This is a genomic window from Rhizobium sp. 10PS4, assembly GCF_032464805.1.
Lineage (GTDB): Bacteria > Pseudomonadota > Alphaproteobacteria > Rhizobiales > Rhizobiaceae > Rhizobium > Rhizobium laguerreae.
In genome coordinates this window covers 25,851-45,838 of the sequence record NZ_JAWDIW010000025.1, presented here as the reverse complement: position 1 = coordinate 45,838, position 19,988 = coordinate 25,851, and the positions used below count along the sequence as shown (strand labels likewise).

Below are 19,988 nucleotides of genomic sequence, written 5' to 3'. Positions count from 1 at the left end.
AAATTGAAACGCCTTCCTTGGGCGTGGAGACCATGACAGACGGGCGCTATCGGCAAGGGTGTCTGGTGCTTGTGAAAGACGATCGATTTTGCTGCTAACAGTTCGATAAACGACCATGAGGACAAAAATGCGCTTGATCATTCTCGGAACCGGAGGATGGGCAAACACCCATGCCATGAATTTTTCCGAAATCGCCGACGTAAAAATCGTTGCTGCTGTCGATACGGACGAGGTCCGGCTTCGGGCCTTCGCGCTCAGGCATGGTATCCCACTTACTTTCACGTCGCTTGATGACGCGCTTGCCTGGGGAGAGTTTGACGCCGTGACCAATGTCACGCCGGATCGCGCGCATTATTCCACGACAATGAAGATACTCGGCGCCGGAAAGCATGTCCTCTGCGAGAAGCCGCTTGCGGTTAACTACCGCGAAGCCAAAGAGATGGCCGACGCCGCCGCTGCGTCCGGCAAGGTCACGATGGTAAACCTTACCTATCGTAATGTAGCGCCGCTGCAAGCAGCGCGTAAGATGGTGCTGGACGGACGCATCGGCGCGATCCGCCACTTCGAAGCGTCTTATCTCCAGAGCTGGCTGGTCTCAAAGGCGTGGGGCGACTGGACCAAGGAATCGCAATGGCTTTGGCGACTGTCGACAAAGCACGGCTCCAATGGCGTGCTGGGCGATGTCGGTATCCATATTCTCGACTTCGCGGTTTTTGCCGCCGGAAGTGACGTCAAGGCGGCCGCATCGCATCTCAAGGTGTTCGACAAGAGCCCCGGAAATCGGATCGGCGAGTATGATCTCGATGCAAATGACAGTTTCCTGATGATGGCTGAACTCGAAAACGGTGCCGCTGGCGTCATTCACGCAACGCGCTGGGCGACTGGCCATCTGAACGAATTGCGCCTGCGCCTGCATGGAGACAAGGGCGCGCTGGAGGTGGTGCATACGCCTGAAGGTTCGACGCTCAGGGCATGTGAAGGTCCCGACGCGGACAAGGCAATCTGGCGCACGATCGAGGTCGAACCGGTCATCATCAATTTCCAGCGATTTGCAAACGCCGTACAAAAGGGGCAGCCAGATGAGCCGGGTTTCGGCCACGCCGCCAAGTTGCAATTCGTTCTTGACCACGCAGTGAAGACGGCCGGCGCTCTGACTGAACTTTAAGCGAAAGCGCTCCAGTTCAGATCCACCTCTGCAGGTTGCTCGTCTTTTAAGGCGAGGGCACCGGTTACGCGGCCTCCTTGGAACCGGTGCCGACGGCCTCGTACAAATTCCTCGACAGGGAAGTTGCAAAGGGACGCCGGCTTGGTCAGATGCGCCGATTCAGCTCATCTTCGCTGATCCCAAAGTGGTCGAGAATGATGCCGACGTTTCGGCGATGAGATTTGAAATAGACGTCGAAGATATCGCCAAGTAGCGGAACGGTTCCGCCGGCGGCGTCGATCCCGAGATTGACGGCCATGCGTGCGAGCTTGTGGGTGGGAATGCCGAGGCGTCTTGCCTCATCGATGATGAAAAGACCGATGAGGGATGCGGCAATGTCGCCGACGGCCGGGATAAGGCCGAGAATCGAGTCTGCACCGATCCGCACGCCGATGACAGGCAATCTGACAGCGGTATCCATCAGGCGCGCTATGCCGACGGCGCGCCGAATTCTTCCAAGTTCGATGGACGTCAGGTGTTTCGTGCTGGCGGAGGCTGGCATCAGCGACCTTTCGGCGTAAACGACCGTACCGCCCCCTCCAGCGAGGGCGCGGGAAGGATGTCATCGCATTGCTGCGAAATATTCCGACGCAGCGAAAGCCCGGTGCCATGATGATATTCCATGGCCGTGAAACGCGGCAAACCCGATAAGGTTCGCCCGCGAAAGCAAGGATCATCTCTCGTCGGGAACCACGACCAATTTGCCCACGAAGTTCTTCGCCATGAAGTCGGTCTGCGCGCGGTGGAATTCCGACAGCGGATAGACGCCGCCGACGAGAGGCCGGATTTTCCGGCTTTCGATATAGCCGACGATCCGGCGGAAGTCGGCGCGGCTTCCCTGGCTCGAGCCGTGCAGCTCCAGCTGCTTCAGATACATGGTCCGCAAATCGAGCTGAACGACCGGACCGGCGATGGCGCCGGCTGTCGTGTAGCGGCCTTCGGGGCGCAGGATCTTCAGGAGATCGTTGAACAGCGGCCCGCCGACGAGATCGGCGACGACATCGATCGGGTGGCCACGGCTGGCGGAATGGACGGCTTCCACCAGATCGCCCTTGCCGCGGGTCACCACCGCCTCGGCGCCGATATCGAGCATCGCCGCCTCCTTGCCGGGGCCTGCGACCGCGATCGGGATGGCGCCGCGGGCACGTGCGAGCTGGATGATCGCCGAGCCGACGCCGCCCGAGGCGCCGGTCACGAGGACGCGTTCACCGGCGACAAGCCTTGCCCGTTCCAGCATGCGCTCGCCGGTCAGATAGGCGCAGCAGAAGGTGGCGAGTTCGACGTCGGTCAGATCGGTTGCGACGACATGGGCGTTCTCGGCCGGCAGTGCCATGTATTCGGCATAACCGCCGTCGCGGCCATGGCCCATGTAATCGATGTCGGCGAGGCTGTCGTCGTCCCGGTTATAGATCGAGAAGTCGACCATGACGCGTTCGCCGATGCGCGCCGGATCAACGCCGGCGCCGACGCCGACGATATGGCCGACCGCATCGGTGCCCTGAATGCGCGGGAATGTCAGCGTATTGCCTTGCCTGCGCCATGTGGAGACGGCCGACGGATCGTCCTCGGTGCCGTAGGCGCCTTGGCGGACCCAGACGTCGGTATTGTTCATGCCGCAGGCCGTGACGCGGATCAGAACCTCGCCGTCCGTGGGTCTCGGAACAGCCACGTCCATGCTGTAGACGAGCTTGTCCAAACCGCCATGGCCGGTGAGCAATACCGCAGCCATCTTTTCCGGGATCGTCATGCCGCTCTTCTCCCTCAGATGTTCTTGAAGACGGTTTCGATCGCATCCGCCGCGGCCTTGACCACGATATCGGCCTCCTCGCGTGTCAGGCAAAGCGGCGGGGCGAAGCCGAGGATGTCGCCCTGCGGCATGGCGCGGCCGATGACACCGCGTTCGAGGACGGCGGAGGCGACCTGCGGGCCGATCTTGCGGCCGGCATCGAAGAACGTGCGGTCGTCCTTGTCCTCGACGAATTCGACGGCCGCCATCAGCCCGTCGCCGCGGACTTCGCCGACGTTGCGGTGGCCGCCGACGGCCTTTGCGAGTTCCGAACGGAAATAGGCGCCGGTCGCGCCGGCATTCTCGACAATGCCGAGCTCGTCGATCAGTTCGAGGTTGGCAATGCCTGCGGCGGCACAGATCGGATGGGCGGAATAGGTCCAGCCGTGCCCGATCGCGCCCAGCTGATCGGAACCCTGCACCAGAACTTGCCACATCTTGTTCGACACGATCGTGCCGGAAAGAGGAGCGTAGGCCGAGGTCAGGCCCTTGGCGATGGTGATCAGGTCCGGCGTCATGCCGTAATGGTCCGAGCCGAACATCGTGCCGAGACGGCCGAAGCCGGTGACGACTTCATCGGCGACGAGCAGGATGTCATATTTGTCGAGCACGGCCTGGATCTTCTGCCAGTAGCTTTTCGGCGGCGGTACGATACCGCCGGTGCCGAGGATGGGTTCGCCGATGAAGGCGGCGATCGTTTCCGGGCCTTCGGCGATGATCATCTCCTCGAGCTTGTCGGCGCAATATTGCGAGAACTGCTCCTCGCTCATCGACCGGTCGGGGCGGCGAAAATAATAGGGTGCTTCGGTGTGCAGCACCGGCGCCCGCGGCAGATCGAAGGCATTATGGAAGAGCGCCAGGCCGGTGAGGCTGCCAGTCATGACGCCGGAGCCGTGGTAACCGCGCCAGCGTGAGATGATCTTCTTCTTTTCCGGACGGCCGAGGATGTTGTTGTAGTACCAGATGAGCTTGATGTTGGTCTCGTTGGCATCCGAGCCGGAGAGACCGAAATAGACGCGGCTCATGCCGGCGGGCGCGCGGTCGATGATCATCTTCGACAGCGTAATCGAGGCTTCCGTGCCGTGGCCGACATAGGCATGGTAATAGGCGAGGTTCTTCGCCTGTTCGGCGATCGCGTCGGCGATCTTCTGGCGACCGTAGCCGACATTGACGCAATAGAGACCGGCAAAGGCGTCGAGGCTTTTGCGTCCTGTCGTGTCGGTGATGTAGACGCCTTCGCCGCCGGCGACGACACGGGTCGGCGTCTCGCCGCGGGCATGTCCGCCCATATGGGTCGAGGGGTGGAAGAAGTGATCGCGGTCCCAGGCGGTGAGTTCGTTGCTTCTGTCGAGCATGTCGTAGCCTCTTTCTTGAAATGGGGGCTTGCTTGAAAATGGGGTCAGGCGGCCGTGTCGATGCAGATATATTTGAGCTCGGTGAAGGCCTCGAGCCCATGGCGTGAACCCTCGCGGCCGAGGCCGGACTGCTTCCAGCCGCCGAAGGGAATGGGAGCGCCGGTGATCTTCACCCGGTTGACCGCCACCATGCCGTATTCCAGTGCGCGGCCGAGGCGCATCTGGCGGGCGCCGTTCTCCGTGACGATATAGGCGACGAGGCCGTATTCGGTATCGTTGGCGCGAGAGATAATCTCGTCTTCCGTGTCGAAAGTGGTAACCGCCGCAACAGGCCCGAAGGTCTCTTCGCGCATGATCAGCGCATCCGCCGGCATATCGGTCAGCAACGTCGGCTCGTAGAAAAGCCGGCCGGCCTTGTGGCGCCTGCCACCGGTGACGAGCCGTGCGCCATGCGCCAGCGCGTCGGCGACCTGTCCCTCGACCTTGGCGACGGCGCGTTCATGCATCAGCGGTCCGATCTCGGCGCCATCCTCGAGCCCTGGACCAACTTTCAGTTCGGCAATGCGGTCTGCGAAGGCCTTGGCAAAGCCATCGGCGATCCGCCGCTGGACGAAGATCCGGTTGGCGGCAAGGCAGTCCTGGCCGGAGGTTGCAAATTTGGCGTTGACGGCGATCTCGACCGCCTTTTCGATATCGGCGTCGTCGAAGATGATCAGCGGAGCGTGGCCGCCGAGTTCCATCACCAGCCGCTTCAGGGTCGGCGCGCACTGGGCGGCGATCAGCCGTCCGATCCCGGTGGAGCCGGTAAAGCTCATGGCGCGCACGCGGACATCGGCGCACATCCGTCCGACGATCGTTGCGGCATTGCCGGTGACAACGTTGAAGACGCCGGCGGGAATGCCGGCACGCTCGCCGAGCTCGGCAAGGGCCAGTGCCGAAAGCGGCGTCTCGGAGGAGGGGTGGGCGACGACCGTGCAGCCGGCGGCCAGCGCTGCGGCAGCCTTTCGGGTGAGCATGGCAGAGGGGAAATTCCAGGGCGTGACGATGCCGACGACGCCGAGCGCCTCGCGCCTGACGATCATTTCCGCGCCGGGCAGATGGCTGGTGACGCTCTCGGCGTTCAGCCGCTTGCCTTCCTCGGCATACCATTCGACGAAGGAGGCGGCGTAATCGATCTCGCCACGCGATTCAGCCAGCGGCTTGCCCTGTTCGAGCGTCATGATCAGCGCCAGATCCTCCTTGGCGGCAAGCATCAGCTCAAACCATTTGCGCAGGATCGCCGCGCGGCTCTGCGGCAGCATCGCGCGCCAGCCGGCGAATGCGTCCGACGCTGCATCGATCGCCAGCGCCGTCTCATCGGCGTCAAGGCTTGCAACCCAGGCCAGCGTCGCCGAAGAGGCGGGATCGGTGACCTCAAAACTTTTCCCTAATTTGCCGGCGATCCACCGGCCGCCGACATAGGCGAGATCGCGCAGGAGATGACGGTCGGCGAGCCGCGACAGCGCGTCATGATAGGCGGGGCGGGCAAAAACGGCGGTCATATCCATTCTCCTCGTGGCGGTTGACGCAAGTCTTCCACGGGAGCGGGCGAGAGATTGTCTGTTGGCGAATGCGAAAAGAGAGAGATGGTCTAAAGGATGGCCGCCTGGCAGAGAGATTGTCTACGACGCGCTCGGTTCTTCATCGGTGGCAGTGAAGGAAGAGACCGAAAGGACTGTGTCCTCCTTCACCGTCTTGGTGACGATGTAGGTGAAGTAGCGGTCGATGCCGAGTTCGCGGTCGAGAAGCCCGTCGACCAGCCGCTGATAGGCATCGATATCGGGCGCGATGATCTTCAGGATGTAATCGACGCCGCCGCCGACCGACCAGCAGGCGACAATCTCCGGGATCGCGGTCACGGCGCGCTCGAAGCGCTCGAAATCCGCCTGGCGATGGTTGGCGAGCGTCACTTCCATCATCACGCTGGCGACCGGCGCGATCCGCCGCGGCGCGATGCGCGCGTGATAGCCGGTGATAACACCCGCCTTTTCGAGCTTGCGCAGCCGCATCCAGCACGGCGTCGGCGACAGCCCGGCCTTTTCGGCCAGCGCCAGTTTGGTGATGCGGCCGTCGCGCTGGACGGCGTCGAGAATGCGCAGGTCGATGGCGTCGAGCTTCATGGTGCTTTCTTTAGAAAGAAATCATTTCAAACGCAGGGAAAAGACAATGGGAGCGCATTTTGGCATTGTCAATTGAACTGATTTTCAGCAGTGTTGAAATCATGACAAAGTGGCGCCCCGATCCCTCGCAACTTCGCCGGCCGGCCTATCTCTCGCTTGCCGAACAGATCGCAAGCGCGATCACGGACGGCAAGCTCTCCGACGGCACACAATTGCCGCCGCATCGCAAGCTGGCGGACGATCTGCATCTTTCCGTGCAGACGGTCAGCCGCGCCTATGACGAGCTGATCCGCCGGGGGCTGATATCAGGCGAGATCGGACGCGGCAGCTTCGTCCAGACCAGGCCGCGCGAGCCGGAACCGCCCTATCTGCCGGAACGGCTGGGCGAGGTGATCGATCTTTCGATCCTGAAGCCGGTGTGCGAGCAGATCCATTTGGAAAGGCTGCGGCAGGCCTTCGGCTGGCTTTCGGAAAACCTGCCTTCCAGCTCGGCCCTTTCGTTCAGACCGAACATGGTGTTTCCGCGCCACCGCGCGGTCGCCACCGAATGGCTGGCGCGCTGCGGGCTGGAGGTATCGCCGCTGAACATCAGCGTGACGAACGGTGCCACATCGGGCATGACGGTGGCGCTGATGAGCGTCGCCCCGCCCGGCTCGACGGTTGCGACCGAAGCGATCAGCCACCATACGCTCGTTCCACTCTCCACCTATCTCGGTCTGCACCTCGAAGGACTGGCGATCGACGCGGAGGGCATGATCCCCGAAGCGCTGGACGAAGCCTGCCGAAAGGGACCGATCCGGGCCATTTTCCTGCAGCCCTCGGTGATCAATCCGATGGCTGCGCTGATGAGCGCGGAGCGTAGGCAGGCGCTTGCCACCGTCGCTGCCAAACATGATATCGCGATCATCGAAAACGATATTCTCGGCCCGATGGTCGAGGGTCGTGCGCCGCCGATGGCCGCGTTTGCGCCGGAGCGGACACTCTACGTCACGAGCTTCACGAAAATTACTGTTCCCGGCCTGCGGATCGGTTATCTCACCGCGCCCGACCGCTATGTCGCCGCCGTCGCCAACCGGCATCTTGTCTCCAACTGGATGGCGACGCCTGCCATGGCCGAGATCGCCACCCGCTGGGTCAGCGACGGCACGGCGATGGAGCTGGTCAACTGGCAGCGCCGTGCCCTTTTGAGCCGGCACGCGATCGCGGCGGAGATGCTGGCCGGCCTGCCGTACCGGGCGCATCCGCAAAGCCTGCACGTCTGGCTGCCGCTCTCCGGCAATCATACGGAGGACGGTTTCGTATCGCAGGCAAGGTTGCGCGGCGTGGCGATCGCGCCCGGCAAATCGTTCCACACCGCCGATCAGGGCTGGACGCCGGCCGTGCGTATCTCGCTTGGTTCGACGACGGAAAGTGAGTTGCGGACCGGGCTCGGCATCGTCGCCTCATTGGCGCAAGGCAATCCGGAAGAGCTGCTGCTTGCGATCTGATGCCGCTGCCTTGTATTTGAGCGTGTGCAGAATAATTGTCATGATATTATTTTACGAATTGACATGATTTTGATGGACCGTCATCGTTAGACATTGCTTGTCTCAACAGGGAGAGACATGAATGCTTCCGCCCATCATCCGCATCGACAATATCGTCAAGAAATACGGCCCGCTGACCGTGCTCGACGGCCTGTCGATGAATGTCATGCCGGGCGAGAAGCTGGCGCTGATCGGGCCGTCCGGCTCCGGTAAGACGACGATCCTGCGCATTCTGATGACGCTGGAGACGATCAGCGGCGGCCATATCGAGGTCGACGGCGAACAGCTCTACCATATGCCTGATAGCAGCGGGCTGGTGCCGGCCGATGAACGGCATCTGCATCGGATGCGCGAAAAGATCGGCATGGTCTTTCAGCATTTCAATCTGTTCCCGCATAAATGCGTGCTCGACAACGTGACGCTGGCGCCGATGCTGACGAAGGGCATCAAGCGGCCCGCGGCGGAAAAGCGGGCGATGGAGCTTCTCGATATGGTCGGCCTGGCCGACAAGGCAAAGAGCGTTCCGGCGCAGCTTTCCGGCGGACAAAAGCAGCGCGTCGCCATTGCCAGGGCGCTGGCGCTGTCGCCGAAGATCATGCTGTTCGACGAGGTGACGTCGGCGCTCGACCCGGAACTGGTCGAGGAGGTGCTGAACGTCATGCGGCGGCTCGCCTCCGGGACCGACATGACCATGCTTCTCGTCACGCATGAGATGGGCTTCGCCCATGATTTCGCCGACCGTGTGCTGTTCTTCGACCGCGGCAAGATCGTCGAGGAAGGCAAGCCGGGCGACATCTTTCGCAATCCGACGCAGGAGAGGACGCAGACTTTCCTGCGCAAGATCATTGCGGCGGGGCACCGCGTCTGAACTCAGACATTGCCCGCAAGAACAAAACTCAAGGAAAATCAGAGGAGTTGGGAACGATGAAAACAGGATTTCTTTTGAGCGCCGCCAGCCTGTCGGTGCTTCTGGTCATGACGGCCGCCCCGGCCTCCGCCGCCGATGACAAGCTCGAGCAGCTGAAGGAGCAAGGCTTTGCGCGTATCGCCATCGCCAACGAGCCGCCGTTCACCGCCGTCGGCGCCGACGGCAAGGTGTCCGGCGCCGCACCCGATGTGGCGCGCGCAATCTTCGAAAAGCTGGGCATCAAGGAAGTGGTCGCCTCGATCTCGGAATATGGCGCGATGATCCCCGGCCTGCAGGCCGGCCGCCACGACGCGATCACCGCAGGCCTCTTCATGAAGCCCGAGCGGTGCAACGCCGTCGCCTATTCCGAACCGATCCTTTGCGATGCCGAAGCTTTCGCTCTCAAGAAGGGCAATCCGCTGAAGCTGACGAGCTACAAGGACATCGCCGACAATCCGGACGCCAAGATCGGCGCGCCGGGCGGCGGCACCGAGGAGAAGCTGGCGCTCGAGGCCGGCGTGCCGCGTGATCGCGTCATCGTCGTTCCGGATGGCCAGAGCGGCATCAAGATGCTGCAGGACGGCCGCATCGACGTTTACTCGCTGCCGGTTCTGTCGATCCACGATCTGATGGCCAAGGCAAACGACCCGAACCTCGAAACCGTCGCTCCCGTGGTCAATGCGCCGGTCTATTGCGATGGCGCGGCCTTCCGCAAGCAGGACGTTGCCCTTCGCGACGCCTTCGATGTCGAGCTGAAGAAGCTGAAGGAATCCGGCGAATTCGCCAAGATCATCGAGCCCTACGGCTTCTCGGCCAAGGCGGCGATGTCGACGAGCCGCGAAAAGCTCTGCACCGCGGCGAAGTAATAAAGGGTAAGCAGCCGGCCATGCCATGGGCATGGCCGGATCGTCCTCGAACGATCTCCAGAGAAGAGAAGTGAGCTGCCGATGTCGGGATGGTCCGGCTATCTGACACTGATCCTTGAGGGCGCCCTGGTGACGCTCGAACTGACGATCATGGGGTCTGCGCTGGCGCTGGTGATGGCCTTCCTGGCGGGCCTCGGCCGCCTATCGCGCTTCTTCGCCGTGCGGGCTCTGGCGACGGCTTATATCGAGTTCTTCCGCGGCACCTCGATCTTCGTCCAGCTCTTCTGGGTCTATTTCGTGCTGCCTTTTGCGGGTTTGACCCTGACGCCGCTGCAGGCGGGCGTGCTGGCGCTCGGGCTGAATGTCGGCGCCTATGCGGCGGAAGTGGTGCGCGGCGCCGTCAAGGCCGTCGGGCGCGAACAGTCGGAAGCCTGTATCGCGCTCAACCTTTCGCGATACCAGCGCATGCGCCACGTCATCCTGCCGCAGGCGCTGCCGCTAATGCTGCCGACCTTCTGTAATAATGCGATCGAACTCCTGAAGGGCACGGCGGTCGTCTCGCTGATCTCGCTGACGGATATGACGTTCCAGGCCCAGGTGGTGCGGGCACAGACCGGCAATACGCTGGTGCCCTTCGCGACGATCCTCATCCTCTATTTTCTCATGGCCTCGGCGATCTCCGCGACGATGCGCTGGCTGGAGCGGCGGATGGCGCGCAGCCTCGACGGCATAAGGACCTGATCAGATGGAATGGGATTGGGATTTCGTTTGGCAGATCATGCCGACCCTTCTCGAAGGGTTCAAGATCACCCTTCTCGCGACCATCCTCGGCGCTGCCGTCGCCATGATCGTCGGCCTGGGGCTCGCCATTGCGCGGCGCTCACCGGTCGCCGGCATTTCCAGGACCGTCGCTTTGATCTCGGAATTCATCCGCGGCACGCCGCTGCTGGTGCAGCTCTACTTCATCTTCTACGTGCTGCCGGATATCGGCATCCGGCTGGCGCCGCTGGTCGCCGGCGTCATCGGCATGGGCATTCACTATGCGACCTATACCGCCGAAGTCTATCGCGCCGGCATCGAGAACGTGCCGCGCGGACAATGGGAGGCGGCCAAGGCCACCAATCTGTCGACGCGCCAGGCCTGGATCCACGTGATCCTACCGCAGGCGATCCCGCCGATGATCCCGGCGCTCGCAAATTACTTCATCGCCATGTTCAAGGAAACGCCGCTGCTTTCGGCGATCACCGTGCTCGAACTCATGAACCAGGCAAAGAGCATCGCCAATAGCAACTACCGCTACATCGAGCCGATGACGCTGGTCGGCGTCTTCTTCCTCGTCATCAGCCTGATCTCGGTGGTGGGTTTGCGCTGGCTCGAGGAACGCTACGCCAGGATGGACGACTGACCATGACCGTAGAGATCGAGATCATCGCTGCCGGCCGGCCGCCGCGGCTGGAGGACCGGCCGCTGGAAAAGCGCATCGGCCTGGTCATCCTCGCGACGGACCATACGACGGAAGTCGACTTCCGGCGTATGGTCGCCGGCGATCGCCTCGGCGTCTATGTCAGCCGCATCCACTATGCCAATCCGGTCACGCCGGAAAATCTCCTGAAGATGCAGCCGTCGCTGACGGAAGGCGCGGCACTGATCCTGCCGGACGAGGCGCTCGATGCGATCGTCTATTCCTGCACCTCCGCCTCGGTGGTGATCGGCGACCGGAACATCGAGGCGGCGATCCATGCGGCCAAGCCCGGCGTGCCCGTCGTGACGCCGACGGCTGCCGCCGTGACCGGCCTGAAGGCGCTGGGCGCCAGACGGATTTCGGTGCTGACGCCCTATACGATCGAGACCAGCCGGCCGATGGCGGACTATTTCGCCGATCTCGGCTTTGCGATCGACCGCTTCACCTGTCTCGGCCTCACCGATGACCGCGAAATGGCGCGGATCGCACCGGACGAGATCGTCGCCTTCGCACGCGAAGCGCTGGCGCCGCAGTCCGATGCGCTGTTTATCTCCTGTACGGCCGTGCGGGCAGCAGAGGTCGCGGCCCGGATCGAGGCTGCGATCGGCAAGCCGGTCGTTACCAGCAATCTTGCGACGGCCTGGGCTTGCCTGCGGCTTTGCGGCGATGATCGGGCGCGGCCCGAACTCGGTCAATTGATGACCAAGCCCTATCGGGAAGGCTGAGATCATGGTGAGCACCTTGCCCGTTTCGCTGGAGGATATCCGCGCAGCGGCGCGCCGGATTGCCGGCCGTGTGCTCGCCACACCGATGGTGCAGTCCGCTTCACTTGGCGAATTGGCCGGCGCGCCGGTCCATCTCAAGCTTGAGCATCACCAGACGACCGGCAGCTTCAAGCTGCGCGGCGCGACCAATGCGATGCTGTCCTTGTCGCCGGCCGAGCGCTCGCGTGGTGTCGTCGCGGCCTCGACCGGAAATCACGGCCGGGCGCTTGCCTATGCGGCAAAGGCGGAAGGCGCCGTTGCGACCATCTGTATGTCGCGGCTGGTGCCGGAGAACAAGGTATCGGAAATCCGCCGCCTCGGGGCCGATGTCCGCATCGTTGGATCATCGCAGGACGAGGCGCAGCAGGAGGTCGACCGGCTGGTTCGCGAGGAGGGGCTGGTGATGGTGCCGCCCTTCGACCATCCTGATGTCGTAGCCGGGCAGGGGACGATGGGGCTCGAAATCATCGAAGCCTTGCCGGAGGCGGCCACCGTGCTGGTGCCGCTTTCGGGCGGCGGCCTTGCGGCCGGCGTTGCCGCCGCGGTCAAAGGCATCAGTCCGACGACCAAAGTGATCGGCCTGACGATGGAGAAGGGCGCCGCGATGAAGGCGAGCCTCGATGCCGGACGGCCGGTGCAGGTGGAGGAAGTGGCGAGCCTTGCCGACTCGCTCGGCGGCGGCATCGGCCTCGACAATCGCGTGACCTTTGCCATGTGCCGCGACCTTCTCGACGAGATCATCCTGCTGACGGAGGCGGAAATCGCCGCGGGCATGCGCCATGCCTATGCCTGCGAACGCCAGGTTGTGGAAGGCGCTGGCGCGGTCGGCATTGCAGCGCTTCGTGCCGGGAAGATTGTGGGGAACGGTCCTATCGTCGCGATCCTGTCCGGGCAGAATGTCGACATGGAACAGCATCTTCGGGTGATCAACGGGACTCAGCCGCTCTATCGCGAGGAGGGCCCATGAGCCGAATGATCATTCTGACGGAAGCGGAACTGAGAAAAATCATCGGGCTTGACCGAGATGCTGTCGCCTGCATCGAGGCCGCTTTCGCAGCGCTTGCGACCAAGGCCGTCGCCATGCCGCCGATCCTGCGACTCGACATTCCGGAATATCGGGGCGAAGTCGATGTAAAGACCGCCTATGTGCCCGGCATCGAGGGCTTCGCGATCAAGATCAGCCCCGGCTTCTTCGACAATCCCAAGATCGGCCTGCCGAGCACCAACGGCATGATGGTGCTGCTGTCGAGCCGAACCGGACTGGTGCAAGCGCTGCTGCTGGACAACGGCCATCTCACCGACGTGCGCACCGCAGCAGCCGGCGCTGTGGCGGCAAAACATCTGTCGCGGGAAAATGCGTCCGTGGCCGCGATCTTCGGTGCAGGCATGCAGGCGCGGCTGCAGCTCGAAGCACTGACGCTGGTCCGGCCGATCCGCGAAGCGAGGATTTGGGCGCGCGATGCCGCCAAGGCGCAAAGCGTGGCAGCGGAACTGGCGGCAAAGCTCGGCTTTCCCATCACCGCCACATCGGACGCCAAAGGTGCGGTGAGCGGCGCTGATCTCATCGTCACCACCACGCCGGCGGAAATCCCGATCATCGAGGCCGGGTGGCTGGAACCCGGACAGCATCTGACGGCCATGGGCTCGGATGCTGAGCACAAGAATGAGATCGATCCGACCGCCATCGCAGGTGCCGACGTCTATGTCGCCGACAGCTTGAAGCAGACGCGGCGCCTCGGCGAATTGCATCACGCAATCGATGCCGGCCTGGTCGCAGGCGATGCGGTCTTTGCCGAGCTCGGCCAGATCGTCGCCGGTCGGACGCCGGGGCGGACGCGCAACGACCAAATCACCATTGCGGACCTGACCGGGACCGGCATCCAGGACACCGCCATCGCCACGCTCGCCTTTGCCCGTGCCGGCGCGGCAAATGCCGGGACCACGTTCGAAAGCTGACCGGCGCGGCGCCGGAAAAGAAGGGAAGAAACATGACCCAGCCCAAACTCAAATTCTCGCTCGGCGAATATGCCGCGCGGCTGGAAAAGACACGGCGTGCCATGGAGACGAAGGGCGTAGACCTGCTTGTTGTCAGCGACCCGTCGAACATGGCCTGGCTGACCGGCTATGACGGCTGGTCCTTCTACGTGCACCAGGCGGTGATCGTGCCGCCGCAGGGCGAGCCGATCTGGTTCGGCCGCGGCCAGGATGCCAATGGCGCCAAGTTCACTACCTATCTGAAGCACGACAACATCGTCGGTTATCCCGATCACTATGTGCAGTCGACCGAGCGCCACCCCATGGACTACCTCTCGGGCATCCTGATCGAGCGCGACTTCGGCAAGCTCACGATCGGCGTCGAGATGGACAATTACTGGTTTTCGGCGGCGGCCTTTGCGGCGCTGCAGAAGCACTTGCCGAATGCGCGTTTCGTCGACGCGACCGCCCTCGTCAACTGGCAGCGAGCCGTCAAGAGCGAGACCGAGATCGGCTATATGCGGAATGCCGCCCGTATCGTCGAAGCGATGCACGCCCGCATCTTCGACAAGATCGAGGTCGGTATGCGCAAGTGTGATCTGGTCGCGGAAATCTACGATGCGGGCACCCGTGGCGTCGACGGCATCGGCGGCGATTATCCGGCGATCGTGCCGCTGCTGCCGTCCGGCGTCGAAGCGTCCGCACCGCACCTGACCTGGGACGACCGGCCGATGAAGAAGGGCGAGGGCACATTCTTCGAGATCGCCGGCTGCTACAACCGCTATCATCTGCCACTGTCGCGCACCGTCTTCCTCGGCAAACCGACACAGGCCTTTCTCGATGCCGAAAAGGCGACGCTGGAGGGCATGGAAGCCGGTCTTGCCGTCGCCAGACCCGGCAATACCTGCGAGGATATCGCCAACGCCTTCTTTGCGGTGCTGAAGAAATACGGCATCGTCAAGGATAACCGCACCGGCTATCCGATCGGCCTTTCCTATCCGCCGGACTGGGGCGAGCGCACCATGAGCCTGCGGCCGGGCGACCGGACGGAACTGAAGCCCGGCATGACCTTCCATTTCATGACCGGTCTCTGGCTCGACGACATGGGTTTCGAGACGACCGAGAGCATCCTCATCACCGACAGCGGCGTCGAGTGTTTCGCGAACGTGCCGCGCAGACTGATGGTCAAGGATTGAGGCTGTCATGACAGAGATTGGCTTGCGGCCGTCGCCGATCAGCGCGACGGTCAATTTCGCCGCCGAGGGCATCCAGCACGGATTCCTGCGCCTGCCTTACAGCCGCGACGATTCCGCCTGGGGATCGGTGATGGTGCCGATAACGGTCGTCCGAAACGGCAAGGGACCAACGGCCCTTTTGACCGGCGGCAATCACGGCGACGAGTATGAAGGACCGATCGCACTCTTCGATCTTGCCCGCTCGCTGAAGGCCGAAGAGGTGAGGGGCACTATCATCATCGTGCCGGCCATGAATTATCCGGCATTCCTGGCGGGAACCAGGACCTCGCCGATCGACAGGGGCAACATGAACCGCAGCTTCCCGGGCCGGCCGGACGGCACGGTGACCGAGAAGATCGCCGACTATTTCAGCCGCGTGCTTTTGCCGATGGCGGATCTCGTTCTCGACTTCCATTCCGGCGGCAAGACGCTCGATTTTCTGCCGTTCTGCGCAGCCCACATCCTGCCGAACAAGCAACAGCAGGAAAAAGCCTTCGAATTCGTCAGGGCGTTTGCCGCTCCCTATTCGATGAAGATGCTGGAGATCGATGCGGTCGGCATGTACGACACCGCTGCCGAAGAGATGGGCAAGATCTTCATCACCACGGAACTCGGCGGCGGCGGCACCGCCACGGCCAAAAGTGCGGCGATTGCCAAGCGCGGCACCATGAACGTGCTGCGCCACGCCGGGATCGTCGCGGGCGCAGTCGATCCCGGTCCGACGACCTGGCTCGACATGCCGGACGGTCGCTGCTTCTCTTTCGCAGAGGAGGGCGGGCTGATCGAACCTGTCATCGATCTCGGTGAAGCCGTCACCGACGATGCGGTCATTGCTCGCATCTATCCGACCGGGCGGACCGGGGTGGCCCCCCGCGAGATCCGCGCCGGCATGAACGGCATTCTCTGTGCCCGGCATTTCCCAGGGCTGGTCAAGGCTGGTGACTGCGTTGCCGTCGTGGCGATCGTTGACGGCTAGAACAGGATGATTTTAGGCCGGGTCGACCTAAGATCTGAATCCTGTTCTAAATTAAATGGTTAGAGCATGATGCCGAAAACCGCGCACACTTTTCGGCATCATGCTCTAGGTGATCGGACAGGCAGAGGCGGGATCAGACTGCTGATCACACCTCAAGCAGCTTTCTGTGATCTGGACGTGCTGGCTCCCGCATCGACCTGAAAGCGGTTGACGACCCCTTCCAGCGTCTGCGTTTGGCTGCCGAGCGCCCGGCAGGCTGAGGCGGTTTCGACGGCCATGGCTGCGTTGCGTTGCGTGACCTGATCAAGCGCGTTGACGGAGGCGTTGATCTCGCCGATCGCCACCGCCTGCTCGGAGGACACCGAAACGATGCGGGCGATCAGGCCGGCAACTTGCTCGACCTGCCCTTCGATTTCCAGCAGCGCCTTGCCGGTGCGGTTGACAAGCTGCACCCCGGTGGAGACCTGGGACGAGGAGGTGGAAATCAGTGCTCTGATCTCCTTGGCGGCGTTGGCCGAGCGCAAGGCGAGCTCGCGCACTTCCTGCGCCACCACGGCGAAACCCTTGCCTGCTTCGCCCGCACGAGCGGCTTCAACCCCGGCATTGAGCGCCAGAAGATTGGTCTGGAAGGCGATTTCATCGATGACATTGACGATGGCGCCAATCTGAGAGGACGAGCCTTCGATCCTTTCCATGGCGGCGATTGCTTCGCGAACGACGGCCGCCGAATGTTCGGCGCTGGTGCGGGTCTGAGCCATCATGCCTGTCGCCCTGCCGGCATGGTCGGAGGCGTCTTTGGCTTTGACATTCATTTCATCGAGCGCGGCTGTGGCCTCTTCGAGCATCGCGGCCTGCTGTTCCGTGCGCGAGGCAAGGCTGTCGGCTGCATCGGTGATGCCGGCCGAGGAACTGCCCACTTGCTTGGAGGTCTGGGCGATCTCCGCCATCGACGCGCAAAGCGCGTCCATACTGTCGTTGAACTTGGCGCGCAAAGTCTCGTAGGCGGTGGCGAACGGCGTCGTGATCCGGCAATCGAGATTGCCGGTCGATAGCTGTTCCAGGCCGTATGTCAGCCGATCGATCACCGTTTCGCGGATCTGCTCCTCGGCTGCCCTTTCGGCCAGCTGGCTGCGTTCGCGCTCAAATTCCGCATCGCGTAGTGCGGTCTCGCGCCTCTGCGCCTGCTGCCGCTCGAGCGCGTTGCGGCGGAATACCGCCACGGCCTTGGACATGGCTCCGATCTCGTCGGACCGGTTGGCGTAGGGAACTTCGGTCGAAAAGTCGCCTTCGGCAAGGTTGCCCATATAGGCCTTCATGCCATCAAGCGGCACGATTGCTCGGTGACGCAGGAGATAAAGCCCCACCAGCAACAGCCCGAACGATCCGAGGCCCGCAGCACCCGCATAGATCGTCCAGGTGACGATCTCCGAGGCTGCATTACGCTCCTCGCCCTTCAGGAAGGCGTCGGAATTGGCAACGAGTTTCTCGACCGCGTCCTGGTGCGAATGAAAGGCGACGCGCAGCTGCTCGATCGCACCATGCGCCTTGTCTTCATCCTTGGCATTCAGGGCCGGGATGATCTCACGGTTCATCACCCCCCAGAATGTATCGCCCTTGGCGATGACATCGTTTTCAAGTTCGTCCTTCAAAGCCTGCGGCAGGCGGGTGGTTTTCCAATAGGCGCGGCGGTCGTCGTAAGCGGCCTTGAGATTTGCGATCTTGGCAAGATTGGTTTCTGTGAGCTCCGGAAATTTGCTCGCCTCGAAGGACAGCATGTAGGATTCGACCACAAACAGTGGCGGCGGCAGAATATCGGCGATCAAATCCTTGCCGTAGACGACCTGCTCGTAAACCGGCCCGTTGACTTTCAGCCGTTCGAGCGCCGATTGCTGCAAACCGATCGACATGAAAAGGCCGGCTGAAACGGCGACACCAAACGCCACTAGACTACGAGCAATGGTAAGTGCCAAGACTGTCTCCAAATAACTTTTGGCCTCTCTGCTTCGAGATGCCTGATCTACGTATGGCATTATTTCGTAAGACCACTGAGATATGGTTAATTCTTTTAGACATCGGAACAAAATCAGGACCCTGAATACTTGTGGTATCAAGCCATCAGTTGCCATGTTGATGGCTGACTGATGCTGTATACAGGTGAAAGGAGACCGACATGGCTGAACCTCGACTTTCCGCGCGCAGTGCGAAGGCACGCGATCTTGCGCATCGGCTTGCCCGGCGCGAAAATCGCTCAACAGCTGACATCGTTGAGCGGGCTCTGGAATCGTATGAAATACGGGAAGCCGGCCGCGAGGCAGCCACGACCTTCTATGCTCGTCTTCTGCAGCAAAGTGCCACGGATATCGACCTTGAATCAATTATCAAAGAGGACAGGCGGGCACACAAGGGCATCGAACTTTGATCTTTCTCGATATCAACGTCATATCGGATCGGCGCTGCTCGACGTCTCTCCGTCGAGCAGCCCGCTTTTGGTTGCTTTTGCCGACGAAACCGTATTAGAGGATAAGATGTCCTGGGACGCGGATGTCGGGCGCTTGCTATAGGAATAGGAAGTGACTGATGTTGCAGTGGAAATGGTCGTCATAAGCGCTCCATCGCTAGGGAGGCGGGGACGCAATGCACATTGCGGAACTGATTAGCTAAATCACTAATGCCACAACCGAGAACACTATCCCTCAGAAATCGTAGTCTACGTTCTCAGGTCGTCGCTACGCATTTCGGCAGAGCGGTCTAGACCATCATGGATTGTGTCGACGAGCCTGCGGCTGAGCCGCGCAAGCGGGGCCGGCCGAAAGTTTCCAGCGACGAGGACAAGCGGGCGCATATCGTTGAAGTCGCCGGGCGCGTTTTCGTCAAATACGGTTACGCCGGAAGCACGACCGCGATCGTCGCCTCCGAGGCGGGCGTTTCGAAGCAGACGCTCTATAAGCTGTTTGAGAGCAAGGAAGAGTTGTTTGCTGCCGTGGTCGGCGCGCATCGACGCCTGATGCTCGATCTGCCCAGGCCTGTTGAAGATATCTCGATCGCCGCGAGCCTCGAACGTATCTTCATGATCGATATGGACGAGGACAAGGATGTCGATCGCACCGGCTTCCTGCAGCTCGTCTTTCGCGAAGCGGCGCAATTTCCGGAACTTGTCGATATCCTGCAGCGCGAAGGCATGCTTGCCAGCCGCCAGCATCTCGCCGACTGGCTGAGCGAACGCCGGTCGGAAGGCAGATTGACGCTGGACGATACGGCGAGCGGAGCCCGGATGCTGATGGATATGATCCTCGGCGGCATGGGTCCGCCGGAAGGGCGCGCGCGGGCCTGGCCCGATCGGGCTCAACTGTTTGCCCATCTTCGCCGCTGCATTGCCATCTTTGCCGCAGGCGTCGGCGCCGCCTAAAGCGCATTCGAAAAATCCTGGAAAGCGATGCTCGGACTCGAAGCTATTTCAACAGCCTCGATGATGACTGGCTAGTCGCCGAAGCCATCAACTTCGACAGCAATGTGACGCGACCGTTCCGCTGCAGGCCATGTCGAGTCCGTCGTCGACGACTATGCAACCTACTGCAAGCAGGACAAGATCCGATATCTCGAAGGCGACGACCACGGCCAGCGAATTCCTGGCCGACGATCATCTGTTCCTTCATGCTCGAGGCGAAGGGGCTCGATCCTAACGATGTCACGTCGGAGGCGCGCGTCGTCACGACCCGTCCGATCATCGCAAGCTGGTCAAGGTCATCAAGATTGCAACTGACATCACTGCCGCGC

The 19,988-nt window shown here is 62.0% G+C and carries 19 protein-coding genes and 1 pseudogene; 14 read left to right on the top strand and 6 right to left on the bottom strand.

Annotated elements, in window-relative coordinates; all coding sequences use genetic code 11:
- Positions 1-127: 127 nt before the first annotated feature.
- A complete protein-coding gene (locus tag RWJ89_RS32605) occupies positions 128-1,165 on the top strand; it encodes a Gfo/Idh/MocA family protein (protein ID WP_316032010.1) in 1,038 nt (345 codons plus the stop codon).
- 145 nt (positions 1,166-1,310) lie between these two features.
- Here the strand turns inward: RWJ89_RS32605 and RWJ89_RS32600 are convergent, their stop codons facing one another.
- From RWJ89_RS32600 to RWJ89_RS32580, 5 genes are all read right to left on the bottom strand, one after another.
- On the bottom strand, positions 1,311-1,706 hold the full coding sequence (locus RWJ89_RS32600; RefSeq protein ID WP_011648837.1) for a DUF4112 domain-containing protein: 396 nt from the start codon (positions 1,704-1,706) through the stop codon (positions 1,311-1,313).
- 171 nt (positions 1,707-1,877) lie between these two features.
- Complete coding sequence (locus tag RWJ89_RS32595) at positions 1,878-2,951, bottom strand: alcohol dehydrogenase family protein (RefSeq protein ID WP_131661101.1); 1,074 nt, start codon at positions 2,949-2,951, stop codon at positions 1,878-1,880.
- A 14-nt stretch (positions 2,952-2,965) separates the two neighbouring features.
- The gene (locus RWJ89_RS32590; protein ID WP_168281551.1) at positions 2,966-4,345 is read right to left on the bottom strand and encodes an aspartate aminotransferase family protein; all 1,380 of its coding nucleotides are present in this window, start codon (positions 4,343-4,345) and stop codon (positions 2,966-2,968) included.
- Positions 4,346-4,389: 44 nt separating this feature from the next.
- A complete protein-coding gene (locus tag RWJ89_RS32585; RefSeq protein WP_168281549.1) occupies positions 4,390-5,886 on the bottom strand; it encodes an NAD-dependent succinate-semialdehyde dehydrogenase in 1,497 nt (498 codons plus the stop codon).
- 120 nt (positions 5,887-6,006) lie between these two features.
- The gene (locus RWJ89_RS32580) at positions 6,007-6,504 is read right to left on the bottom strand and encodes an Lrp/AsnC family transcriptional regulator (RefSeq protein WP_131662811.1); all 498 of its coding nucleotides are present in this window, start codon (positions 6,502-6,504) and stop codon (positions 6,007-6,009) included.
- A 101-nt stretch (positions 6,505-6,605) separates the two neighbouring features.
- Here RWJ89_RS32580 and RWJ89_RS32575 point away from each other — a divergent pair, with 101 nt between their 5' ends.
- The 10 genes from RWJ89_RS32575 to doeB all read left to right on the top strand — a co-directional run bounded on the left by RWJ89_RS32575 (position 6,606) and on the right by doeB (position 16,214).
- Positions 6,606-7,991 carry a MocR-like ectoine utilization transcription factor EhuR gene (locus RWJ89_RS32575; RefSeq protein ID WP_168281547.1) on the top strand — a complete coding sequence of 462 codons (1,386 nt, stop codon included), beginning with the start codon at positions 6,606-6,608 and terminating at the stop codon, positions 7,989-7,991.
- Between the two features lie 121 nt (positions 7,992-8,112).
- A complete protein-coding gene (ehuA, locus tag RWJ89_RS32570) occupies positions 8,113-8,898 on the top strand; it encodes an ectoine/hydroxyectoine ABC transporter ATP-binding protein EhuA (protein ID WP_316032009.1) in 786 nt (261 codons plus the stop codon).
- 56 nt (positions 8,899-8,954) lie between these two features.
- Positions 8,955-9,803, top strand: coding sequence for an ectoine/hydroxyectoine ABC transporter substrate-binding protein EhuB (gene ehuB / locus RWJ89_RS32565; RefSeq protein ID WP_168281545.1), 849 nt, complete (start codon positions 8,955-8,957; stop codon positions 9,801-9,803).
- An 81-nt stretch (positions 9,804-9,884) separates the two neighbouring features.
- Positions 9,885-10,544 carry an ectoine/hydroxyectoine ABC transporter permease subunit EhuC gene (gene ehuC / locus RWJ89_RS32560; RefSeq protein ID WP_020047068.1) on the top strand — a complete coding sequence of 220 codons (660 nt, stop codon included), beginning with the start codon at positions 9,885-9,887 and terminating at the stop codon, positions 10,542-10,544.
- 4 nt (positions 10,545-10,548) lie between these two features.
- Complete coding sequence (gene ehuD / locus RWJ89_RS32555) at positions 10,549-11,208, top strand: ectoine/hydroxyectoine ABC transporter permease subunit EhuD (protein WP_316032008.1); 660 nt, start codon at positions 10,549-10,551, stop codon at positions 11,206-11,208.
- Between the two features lie 2 nt (positions 11,209-11,210).
- Positions 11,211-11,990, top strand: coding sequence for an ectoine utilization protein EutA (eutA, locus tag RWJ89_RS32550; protein ID WP_168281544.1), 780 nt, complete (start codon positions 11,211-11,213; stop codon positions 11,988-11,990).
- Positions 11,991-11,994: 4 nt separating this feature from the next.
- The gene (eutB, locus tag RWJ89_RS32545; protein WP_316032007.1) at positions 11,995-12,996 is read left to right on the top strand and encodes a hydroxyectoine utilization dehydratase EutB; all 1,002 of its coding nucleotides are present in this window, start codon (positions 11,995-11,997) and stop codon (positions 12,994-12,996) included.
- Positions 12,993-13,985: an ectoine utilization protein EutC gene (gene eutC, locus RWJ89_RS32540; protein WP_221946347.1), complete on the top strand. Its 993-nt coding sequence runs from the start codon at positions 12,993-12,995 to the stop codon at positions 13,983-13,985. Before eutB ends, eutC begins: the two co-directional genes overlap by 4 nt.
- Positions 13,986-14,017: 32 nt before the next feature.
- Complete coding sequence (gene doeA / locus RWJ89_RS32535) at positions 14,018-15,199, top strand: ectoine hydrolase DoeA (protein WP_221946346.1); 1,182 nt, start codon at positions 14,018-14,020, stop codon at positions 15,197-15,199.
- Between the two features lie 7 nt (positions 15,200-15,206).
- The gene (doeB, locus tag RWJ89_RS32530) at positions 15,207-16,214 is read left to right on the top strand and encodes a N(2)-acetyl-L-2,4-diaminobutanoate deacetylase DoeB (RefSeq protein WP_221946345.1); all 1,008 of its coding nucleotides are present in this window, start codon (positions 15,207-15,209) and stop codon (positions 16,212-16,214) included.
- A gap of 152 nt (positions 16,215-16,366) precedes the next feature.
- On the opposite strand, the gene RWJ89_RS32525 is transcribed toward doeB, so the two are convergent.
- Positions 16,367-18,184: a methyl-accepting chemotaxis protein gene (locus RWJ89_RS32525; protein ID WP_316032006.1), complete on the bottom strand. Its 1,818-nt coding sequence runs from the start codon at positions 18,182-18,184 to the stop codon at positions 16,367-16,369.
- A 200-nt stretch (positions 18,185-18,384) separates the two neighbouring features.
- On the opposite strand from RWJ89_RS32525, the gene RWJ89_RS32520 reads away from it, so the two are divergent.
- The 3 genes and pseudogenes from RWJ89_RS32520 to RWJ89_RS32505 all read left to right on the top strand — a co-directional run.
- A complete protein-coding gene (locus RWJ89_RS32520) occupies positions 18,385-18,633 on the top strand; it encodes a plasmid stabilization protein (protein ID WP_316032005.1) in 249 nt (82 codons plus the stop codon).
- A gap of 339 nt (positions 18,634-18,972) precedes the next feature.
- Entirely contained in the window at positions 18,973-19,620 is a 648-nt protein-coding gene (locus RWJ89_RS32510; RefSeq protein WP_131662820.1) for a TetR/AcrR family transcriptional regulator, read from the top strand.
- 5 nt (positions 19,621-19,625) lie between these two features.
- Positions 19,626-19,910: pseudogene (locus tag RWJ89_RS32505) on the top strand (DUF1217 domain-containing protein); the annotation flags it as partial.
- Positions 19,911-19,988: the final 78 nt, after the last annotated feature.